This window comes from uncultured Campylobacter sp. (genome assembly GCF_938045405.1).
Taxonomy (GTDB): Bacteria; Campylobacterota; Campylobacteria; order Campylobacterales; family Campylobacteraceae; genus Campylobacter_B.
Window position 1 is genome coordinate 1 of record NZ_CALIMW010000257.1, and the last position, 8,727, is coordinate 8,727.

The following is an 8,727-nucleotide window of genomic DNA, read 5'->3' on the forward strand; positions in this document are numbered from 1 at the left end:
AATAATGGAAAATTATAATAAACAAAAAGCCAGAGATTACGACAAAGATCCGATAATAGTAAAAAATTATGAGAGGCTGCTAATATCTACAATTACATTTTTATACGCGCCTATGATTTTAGGTGGATATATCCTAAGTATATGGGATTTAATTTTTTCAAAACACCATATATCGATGATGGAAATAGGCTCTAGCGTTATATTTGGAATTTTTATAGCGATAGTATTGAGACTTATTTATAACAGCTGTGTAAGCAATAATAATTGCAAAATCTACTTTATGAATAATTCTATAGATTTCTATAACAACGGCGAGCTTGAGAGAAGGACCAACAATCTTCATTTAAATGATGTGATAGGCAGACCATTTTGGGGATATTGCAACGATGATAAAATTCGCCGCTTCATTTATAATATTATTATAATTTTTTCTATTGCAGCACTATCGTTTTTATCATCGCAAATTTTATTATTCTTTATTTTTTCAATACTTTCTGCAATCTTTTTGAAAATATTTTTTCACTTTTTAATTGTAGGCAATTTTAAGAATTTTTCATTCTTTTCTGCAATCGTAGTAGATTATCCGTACTATGAGCAGGAAAATACTTATTATTTAAGCTCTATTTTATCGGCAAAAAATTATTTAGTTTGCGTATATGATGCGGAAAGGCTAAACGAGATAAAAGAATGGTTTTTAATTAGAAAACATATCGATATTGATAAAATAGAAAAATATTATCTTAGCTAAAGCGGGCGGTTATGGATACAAGAAACAAAGAGGTTGAGTTTAGAGATTACGACAAAGAGCCGATAATAATAAAAGACTATGCTTTTTACGACTATATGAAATACTCCACGATTGCTACGCTTATAGGATGCTTATTTTTCATCTCGGTCGTTACCGTAGTAAACCCCATTGAGCCCAAAAATTTTAGATTACTTCCTTTCGCTTTGGTAATATTTTTTATCAGGCGAAAGCAACAAAAGGGCGTCTATTTCGTATTTAACGATTCGGATATCAAATATTACAAAGAAGATAAAGCTTATAAATCTTTGAAGCTTGAACAAATCGGCGCCGTTGCGGTCAGTTTTGATCCGCGCTGGGACCGGCAGCAGAGGATAAGCATACCTGAAATGCTATTTTTGTCGCTTTGGCCTTTGGGCGCATACGTTATGCGCGGAATGCATGCGATGATCGCGCTAATTTCGATGATAGCAATTAGCCTATTCGGAGCGGGTATATTGATGCATCTTAAAAATGGCAGTTTCAGATGCTTAGGCGTCTATGACCGACTTGTGATATACGGCGAAACGGGCGATCTTAGAATTATAAATGTTTTGATTTATAGCGAAAAAGAGTATCTGGAATTAAAAGAGTATTTTATGCGCAAAACGCATATAGATTTAGATACCGTCCCTCGCACCTTGTCGGTATTTAGCAAAAAGGTAAAATTTAGAAAATTTAAATTCTAGCGCTCCGCTTGAAATTTTGCCTTTAAAATTTACGCTCTAATCATTGCCGCTTTCATATACGCCGAGCTCTACGAGATTGCCGTCAGGATCGCGCAGATAGATACTTTGCATAGCGCCGCGCGCGCCCGTGCGAGGCACGACGCCAAGCTCTATTTGCGCCCCTTTGCTTTCAAGCTCCGTTTTGAGCTGCTGCGCGCTTTGATCTTCGCAGATGAGGCAAAAGTCCGCCGAGCCTGCGCTAGGACGTGCTGCAAACGGCGCAAACTCGCCCGCGCGGGTGTGGATATTGATCTTTGAGGAGCCGAAACGCAGGCTGTGTTTGCCGCCCTCGCAAACATGCTCTAAGCCCAAAATCCCTTCGTAAAATTCCACGCATTTTTGCAGATCCTCCGTAACTAGCACGAAGTGATCGATCTCTGTGATTTTCATTTCATATCCTTGCGCGCTCGCAAGTCGCAAAATTTTTACGCCTCGCGGTGTAATTTTGGAATTCTGCCGTGAAATTTCGCGACAAAATTCCAAATGTTCGTAGCGAGAAATCAAAATTTCGCGGCGTAAATTTTAAAATTCTAAAATTTTGCCCAAGCAAAATAGGGTGCGAGTAGAGCCTGGCTTTAGTAAAATTTAGACCGACGAAATTCCGTCTAGCTAGCGCCGCAAATTCTAATCTCGCGATTTCAAAACTAGCGATTTTAAAATTCTCTTGCCTACCTCGACGCCCGGCTGATCGTAAGTGCTGACGCCCAGTATCGCTCCGGTGGCGCTGGTTAGCAGCTCGAAGTAGTAAAATAGCTCGCCCACGCTCTGTTCGCAAAGCTGCGGAACCTCAATAAGATCGACGCTGATACCCTCATTTAGCACGGCTTGCAGCGTAGCATCGCACTGAAGATTTAGCACCTCATCCAGTCGCATGCCGTTTACGAAGTCACAGCCCTCAAGACCTTGCAGACTGATACCGGGCACCGCGTCCGTAATGCCGTTGTCCGTGAGCTTTAAGAAAGTCACGGTCTTATCCTTTACGCCGTCCATTATGAGCTGAAGGAAGCTGTGCTGATCGCGCGAGCCTACAAGCCCTACAGGAGTAAGTCCCTCGCGGCTAAAGCCGATCTTTTTACCTAGGCTTTCCGCCCAGAGCTGCACATACCACTCACCCAATGCGCGCAGCGCGTCGCCATAGCTAAAAAGGATGTTGATTTTCGCACTTTTGTGCGTGGCGTAGTGATGGGCTTTTCGTAGAATTTTATTCTCCGCGATTTTAGCGGGATCGCCTGCTAAAATTTCATCCAGATACCGCTCTTTTGCGGCGGCAGCCCCGCGCAACATCGCGCTTGCATCAAGGCCTAGCCCAACTGCGGGCACTAGCCCTACCGCACTTAACACGCTAAAACGGCCGCCTACGTTAGCGGGCATATTTATCACGCAGGCACCGTGCTCACGCGCGAAGATATCAAGCGGCGAGCCCGCATCGGTGATAAAGATGAAATTTTTTGCTAGCGTCTTTAAATCTGAAATTCCGAAACGCTGCAAAACGACTTTAAAAAGCGAGATCGTCTCGATCGTACCGCCCGATTTGGAGGATATTATGAAGATCGTGCGAGCAAAATTTAACCCTTCAAGCGCGCGGTTTACACTGTGTCCGTCGAGATTATCCAAAATTTTAAAGCGTAAATTCTTTCTTACGCGCGGACGCAGCATCTCATAAAGCGCCCGCACGCCCACGCTGGAGCCGCCGATGCCTATAAGCACGATCTCGTCGTAGCTTCGCGCGCTAAAAAATTCCTGCGCCCGCGCTATTTCGTCTGCGCCTTGCTGCGGCAGGCGGTAGTAGCCTATCTCGCCGCTTTCGTATTCGGCGCGGATCTTTGCTGCTACCTCTTCTAGCGCGCCGTCTTTTGCCGGCTGGAAAAACAGCTCATTTTTTACCATCGCCGAATTCTCGCTCGTAGAAATATTTGATCGCCTCCACGTAGCCTTTTACCGAGCCGCAGTCGAAGCGAGTGCCTTTAAATTTATACGCGATCACCACGCCGTTTTGAGCCTGCTTCAAAAGCGCGTCGGTGATCTGCACCTCGCCGTTTTTACCGGGCGCCGTCTGCTCGATGAGATCGAAAATATTGGGCGTTAGGATGTAGCGCCCGATGATGGCTAAGCTTGACGGAGCCTCGCTAGGTTCAGGTTTTTCGATCATATCCGAGACCATTATCAGATCGTCGCTGATGCTCTTGCCCGCGATGATGCCGTATTTGTTTACGTCCTGCGGCGGCACCTCCATCACTGCAACGACGCTGCAGCGGTATTTTTCGTAAATTTTAACCATCTGCGCAAGCACGCCCTCGCCGTTTTCGTTCACGCACAGATCGTCTGCGAGCACCACGCCGAAAGGCTCGTCGCGGATTAAAATTTTACCCGTATAAATCGCGTTGCCGAGCCCCTTCATCTGCTCTTGGCGCGTGAAAGAGAAGGTGCAGCGCTTCATAAGCGCCCTGATCTCGTCGAGCAGATATTCTTTGCTGCTGCCTGAAATTTGATCCTCCAGCTCGTAGCTGCGGTCAAAATAATCCTCCAGAGCGCGCTTGCCGCGACCCGTGACGAACGCCATATTGTCCATGCCCGCCTCCAGCGCCTCGTCCACGCCGTAGTGAATGAGCGGCTTGGTAAGGATCGGAAGCATCTCTTTTGGTAGCGATTTGGTCGCGGGCAAAAAGCGTGTGCCGTAGCCCGCCGCGGGAAATAAACAAGTCTGGATCATGAAGCTCCTTTGATCTTTTTTTGAACTTTTATTATAATGCAAAAAAGATAAAATTCCGCAAAGGAAAGCCTTGAAAACGATTGAAAAAGAGATCAGCGCCGCGCAGGAGATTAAAAAATCAAGCTTCATCGCCTATCTAGCGCCGCTAGCGAGCTTCGAGGCGCTGCGTGCGCAGTTGCGGCAGCAGCATCCCAAGGCGCGCCATATCGTCTGGGCGTATCGCGCGCTGAACGAGCCCGGGCAGATCGTAGAAAACTCAAGCGACGACGGCGAGCCCAAATCGACCGCGGGTGCGCCGTGTCTAAACGCGCTTCGCGGCGCCGAGTTAATTAACGCCGCGGTGCTCGTGGTGCGCTACTTCGGCGGCATCAAGCTAGGTACTGGTGGGCTGGTGCGCGCATACGCTAGTAGCGCAAATGCCGCGATAGACGCCGCTGCGGATGCCGCAGAGCTAGTGGAATTCGTGCTGCGTAAGAAGTGCATATTTTTCGTGCCGTTTGCGGCGGTGGCTAAATTTGAACATTTTTTAAAAAAATCGGGTTTTGTTTATGAGGCGAGCTTTGGTGCTGCGGGAGCGGAGTTTAGCGCAGAGCTTAGCGCGGAGGAATTTGAAAAATTTATGGGTTTTGCAGATGCTCTCGCGCCGGCCCTTAAAATGCTGCGCGAGCCGAAATTTTAAAATTTCAAAATTCTATAAAATTTAAAAGTTTGCCCCGGCTAAATTTGAAAGCATAAGCGGATTTTGCATTTTATCGCATTATCGCAATGGAATTTTAAAGCTAAAGTGAAATTTCATCGTGCGAAACATAAAATCCGATAAATTTTAAAATTTTAAGAATTTCAAAATTTCGTCGTAATTTAGCTTGCAAAATTTCGCGAAAATTCCGTCCGTAAATTTCAAAATTTAACGTGCTTCATCTTAGCTTCACGCACAGGCAGGCTTAGCAGAGCTGCAATAGCCGCTAGCGTCATATCCAAATACCACATATAATCATACGCGCCGTATGCCCGTACCGCAAGACCTCCGATATATGCGCCAAAAAATCCGCCGATTTGATGCGAAAGCATCGTAAATCCAAATAGGCTTGCTAAATATCGCGTTCCCAACAGCTTACCTACGGCAGCCGCAGTAGGTGGTACGGTCGCTAGCCAGGTAAATCCTAATCCCACGCTGAAGATATAAAACGTAAGGCTATCTTTGGGCGAGAGCACATAAGCACCAATAAGAGCGATACGCAGGGCATATATGCAAAATAAAATGACTTTACAGCGCACTTTGGAAACACACCAGCCTACGAATAAGCTGCCTACGATGTTTGCGATGCCAATCAGTGCGAGCGAAAAGGACGCTACCTGCGCGCCATGCCCGCTTAGTGCTACTTCACTAGGCAGATGCGTCACTAAAAACGCTACGTGAAAACCGCACGTAGCAAAGCTTAAATTTATCAAAATATAGCTTTTATCGCGCAGTGCTAAACGCAGCACTTCGCCTAAGCTGCGCTTATCTTCTTCATGCAGGCTGGTTTGTTCGCCAAATAGAATTTTACCGCCTGCTAAAAGTCTTGCAAGCGGCAGAATTAGCAAGCTAAGCCCTGCGAGCGTAAAAAATGCGCCGCCGTATCCCAAAGCAGGCGTTGCGATACAAAACCCAATCATCGGTGCAAATAAAAACTGCCCGAACGAGCCGCCTGCATTTAGCACTCCGCTAGCAACCGAGCGGATAGAAAATGGCAGGCGCTTTGCCATTAGGCTCATTAGAATTGGAAAACTACCCGCGCCAAGCCCCAGTGCAAGCCCAAAACCCATCGTTAATACAAGCGCGCTTTCGCTGCTAAATAACGGCACAAGAGCGCAACTAATCGCCAAAAGCACGCTGCCCCAAAATAGCACGACGTAGGCACCAAGCTTGTCTGCAAGTATCCCGCTAAGCGGTTGCGAAAAGCCCCATACCAGCTGCGTAGTTGCCATCGCAAAGCTTACTTGTGCGATGGATAGGGAATTTGCTTGCATTATGGGCTGCACGAAAAGACCTAATGACATACGAATGCCCATCGTAATCATCAAAATCGCCGCGGCGCATAGGATCATTACCCAAACTGATTTCATATATATTCCTTTTAAAAAATAGAATTATAGCATAAAAATCACGAATATATCGAGATTTTATAGATATATTTAATTAATGTATTTTAGTATATTATTTATGTAAGAGGAATTTACCGAGCTTTAATGGGCTTTGCATTAAAATTCCATTTTCAAGGAGAAGCGATGATTTACGAAGATGAGATGATTTATGTGGAGCGCGAGGAGCACGAAGTGCCGTGGGTGAAGGTCTTTACGAAGGCGAAATTTAAAGAGCTTAGCGACTGCGACGAGGCGACGCTGGCGCATCTGTGGCGCGCCGTGCTTCAGTGCGAAAAGAGCCTGCGGGAGTTTTACGCACCCGATAAAATAAATGTCGCAAGCTTCGCCAACTACGTGCCGCGCGTGCATTTTCACGTCCAAGCGCGCTTTAAAAACGACAGCTTTTTCCCGGAGTCCGTTTGGGGTAAAAAGATGCGAAACGGTAAGCTCGATCTGCCGGAATTTAGCGAATTCGCAGAAATTTTGGCGGCAAATTTAAAGATGGAATTCAGATGATAGGCGCGCGCTCAAAAAAATACCTAAGCCTTTTCGCGCTTGCTTGCTGCGTCGCCACCTTTGCGTTTTACCTGCGCTTTAAAAGCGAGGAAAACGAGATAAAAATCAAGCAGCAGTTCGATTTTAGCGCGAGCTTGTTTGAAAAGATCGTGGACGAAGAGAAGCTAAACGCCTTTGCGATCTCGCTGATTTTGTCGCAAAACAGCGACGTGGTGCGCTGCTTTGAGAGCGGCAAACACGGCGAGTGTATGGACGTGACGAAAAAATACAAAGACATCTTAAGCGCAGTGCCCTTCTATACGGGCGTGAAGATACATTTTCATACGCAAAACACTAGAAGCCTAGCTAGGAGCTGGAGCGACGAATTTTACAACGATGATCTGAGCTCCTTTCGCCATTCGCTTTTGCAGATCCGTCATAGTCTGCTTCCCAAAGCACTCGTCGAGATGGGACGGTGCGGGGTTTTTATGCGCGGAATTTCGCCGGTTTTTAGCGACGGTAAATTTATCGGAAGCGCCGAGATAATGCTCGATTTCGAGCACGTCATCGCGCAGATCAACCGCATGGGAAACGATATTTTTATCTTCGTAGATAAGAGGTTCGAGACCGACTGCTTCTACGATAAAATAGGCGTTATCAAGGACTTCATCGTCGTAAATAGCGCGCCGGATTACGACGTTTTGTCGATTTTGGCGACGCTTGATTTTACTACGCAGAGTTTTATCAAAAAGGACGGGCATTATTTTTACGTGAGGGCATTTTCGGACGAAAACGGCACGAAGCTGGGCTATATAATTCTGCACCGCGAAGGCTAGCGGCGGGATTTAAATTTAAGTGCTTCCGCTTGTCTGCTTTGTCGCGGCGAACGTTTTAAATTTAATCGCAAAATCGCGGAAATTTGCGCTGAAATTTTAAATTTTAAAAGGAGCGTCGGTATGAAATTTTATAAATCCGCTAAATTTAAAGCCCTGGCAGGCACGCTGCTTCTAGCGGCGATACTCTGCGCTGTATTTATCCGTATAATCCCCGATTACTCTACTTCACGAGGTTTTGCCGTAGTTTCCCTCCCTGACTACGACAAATACAAGCAAGGATACTGCCTAAAAGAGGATAGAATTTTACCCAAAGAGGAGCTATATAAAAGAGCGATAGGGCAGTATTTGGATTATGAGCTAAAACTAGATCAAATGATCAATGATTATAGGACTTATACCTATGGTAGTTCCTGGCGCAGCATATATGAAATCGCATATTATGAATTAGAAAATATAAATTTATCGAATTGGTTTGAAGTATTGAAAAAGCATCATGATAATAACGAGACGTTTGAAGAGATTTTTATGAATAAACTGAAGGCCAAGAAAACCGATCCAAAGAAATATATAAAGATAAATTTAAATGATATGAGCGCCGGATTTGATAGACCGATAATTACTCTAGATGGCGCTTATAAAGGGCCAAATATTCATATATTGTTAGATAAGTTTGTTTTAATTTATAAAAATTATATACAACGCAATCATTCCGAATACCTATTTGATAGAATGAATTTTTCCGAAAAGATCAAAGAATATTATCAGGAGAGAAACAAGGTATCGTTTGATATAAAACAGGGTTTTGAGCTGGACAACTGCGGAAATCTAAATTATCCATTGGAAGAATATTATTTAGGTAGTAGAGAGGCAAAAGGTGGTTGAAAAGCCGCTTCAAAACAAAATTTTAAAAAGCCCGATAGCCGCGTAAATTTCACTTCTAAATTTTAAAATTAACGTCTAAATTTAACGTGCCGTTTTAATCCAAAAGCTTCTGTTTAAACAGCGGGATTTTGTAGCAAAAGGTGCTGCCCTCGCCGAGCTTTGAGCTGA

The 8,727-nt window shown here is 44.9% G+C and carries 10 protein-coding genes; 6 read left to right on the top strand and 4 right to left on the bottom strand.

Features of this window, described 5'->3' with window-relative positions; translation table 11 throughout:
• Both Q0140_RS10840 and Q0140_RS10845 read left to right on the top strand, forming a co-directional pair.
• The coding region (locus tag Q0140_RS10840; protein ID WP_297964490.1) for a hypothetical protein at positions 1-748 on the top strand (748 nt) is incomplete at its 5' end.
• A gap of 11 nt (positions 749-759) precedes the next feature.
• The gene (locus Q0140_RS10845; protein WP_297964492.1) at positions 760-1,473 is read left to right on the top strand and encodes a hypothetical protein; all 714 of its coding nucleotides are present in this window, start codon (positions 760-762) and stop codon (positions 1,471-1,473) included.
• A 36-nt stretch (positions 1,474-1,509) separates the two neighbouring features.
• Here Q0140_RS10845 and Q0140_RS10850 read toward each other — a convergent pair whose 3' ends face one another.
• From Q0140_RS10850 to galU, 3 genes are all read right to left on the bottom strand, one after another.
• Positions 1,510-1,902, bottom strand: coding sequence for a VOC family protein (locus Q0140_RS10850; protein ID WP_297964494.1), 393 nt, complete (start codon positions 1,900-1,902; stop codon positions 1,510-1,512).
• A gap of 234 nt (positions 1,903-2,136) precedes the next feature.
• A complete protein-coding gene (locus Q0140_RS10855; protein ID WP_297964496.1) occupies positions 2,137-3,399 on the bottom strand; it encodes a glucose-6-phosphate isomerase in 1,263 nt (420 codons plus the stop codon).
• A complete protein-coding gene (gene galU, locus Q0140_RS10860; RefSeq protein ID WP_297881144.1) occupies positions 3,386-4,222 on the bottom strand; it encodes a UTP--glucose-1-phosphate uridylyltransferase GalU in 837 nt (278 codons plus the stop codon). Before galU ends, Q0140_RS10855 begins: the two co-directional genes overlap by 14 nt.
• Before the next feature lie 70 nt (positions 4,223-4,292).
• On the opposite strand from galU, the gene Q0140_RS10865 reads away from it, so the two are divergent.
• Positions 4,293-4,901, top strand: coding sequence for a YigZ family protein (locus Q0140_RS10865; protein WP_297964498.1), 609 nt, complete (start codon positions 4,293-4,295; stop codon positions 4,899-4,901).
• 218 nt (positions 4,902-5,119) lie between these two features.
• Here Q0140_RS10865 and Q0140_RS10870 read toward each other — a convergent pair whose 3' ends face one another.
• The gene (locus Q0140_RS10870) at positions 5,120-6,328 is read right to left on the bottom strand and encodes an MFS transporter (protein WP_297964500.1); all 1,209 of its coding nucleotides are present in this window, start codon (positions 6,326-6,328) and stop codon (positions 5,120-5,122) included.
• 162 nt (positions 6,329-6,490) lie between these two features.
• On the opposite strand from Q0140_RS10870, the gene Q0140_RS10875 reads away from it, so the two are divergent.
• From Q0140_RS10875 to Q0140_RS10885, 3 genes are all read left to right on the top strand, one after another.
• Entirely contained in the window at positions 6,491-6,862 is a 372-nt protein-coding gene (locus Q0140_RS10875; RefSeq protein WP_297964502.1) for an HIT family protein, read from the top strand.
• The gene (locus tag Q0140_RS10880; RefSeq protein WP_297964504.1) at positions 6,859-7,677 is read left to right on the top strand and encodes a cache domain-containing protein; all 819 of its coding nucleotides are present in this window, start codon (positions 6,859-6,861) and stop codon (positions 7,675-7,677) included. The genes Q0140_RS10875 and Q0140_RS10880 overlap by 4 nt, the downstream gene beginning before the upstream one ends.
• 120 nt (positions 7,678-7,797) lie before the next feature.
• On the top strand, positions 7,798-8,559 hold the full coding sequence (locus Q0140_RS10885) for a hypothetical protein (RefSeq protein WP_297964506.1): 762 nt from the start codon (positions 7,798-7,800) through the stop codon (positions 8,557-8,559).
• The last annotated feature ends 168 nt before the right edge of the window (positions 8,560-8,727 follow it).

Bases quoted from the DNA above. Each gene is read 5' to 3' on its own strand.
- Q0140_RS10845 (WP_297964492.1), top strand. From the start codon at position 760: ATGGATACAAGAAACAAAGAGGTTGAGTTTAGAGATTACGACAAAGAG.
- Q0140_RS10850 (WP_297964494.1), bottom strand. From the start codon at position 1,902: ATGAAAATCACAGAGATCGATCACTTCGTGCTAGTTACGGAGGATCTG.
- Q0140_RS10855 (WP_297964496.1), bottom strand. From the start codon at position 3,399: ATGGTAAAAAATGAGCTGTTTTTCCAGCCGGCAAAAGACGGCGCGCTA.
- galU (WP_297881144.1), bottom strand. From the start codon at position 4,222: ATGATCCAGACTTGTTTATTTCCCGCGGCGGGCTACGGCACACGCTTT.
- Q0140_RS10870 (WP_297964500.1), bottom strand. From the start codon at position 6,328: ATGAAATCAGTTTGGGTAATGATCCTATGCGCCGCGGCGATTTTGATG.
- Q0140_RS10875 (WP_297964502.1), top strand. From the start codon at position 6,491: ATGATTTACGAAGATGAGATGATTTATGTGGAGCGCGAGGAGCACGAA.
- Q0140_RS10880 (WP_297964504.1), top strand. From the start codon at position 6,859: ATGATAGGCGCGCGCTCAAAAAAATACCTAAGCCTTTTCGCGCTTGCT.
- Q0140_RS10885 (WP_297964506.1), top strand. From the start codon at position 7,798: ATGAAATTTTATAAATCCGCTAAATTTAAAGCCCTGGCAGGCACGCTG.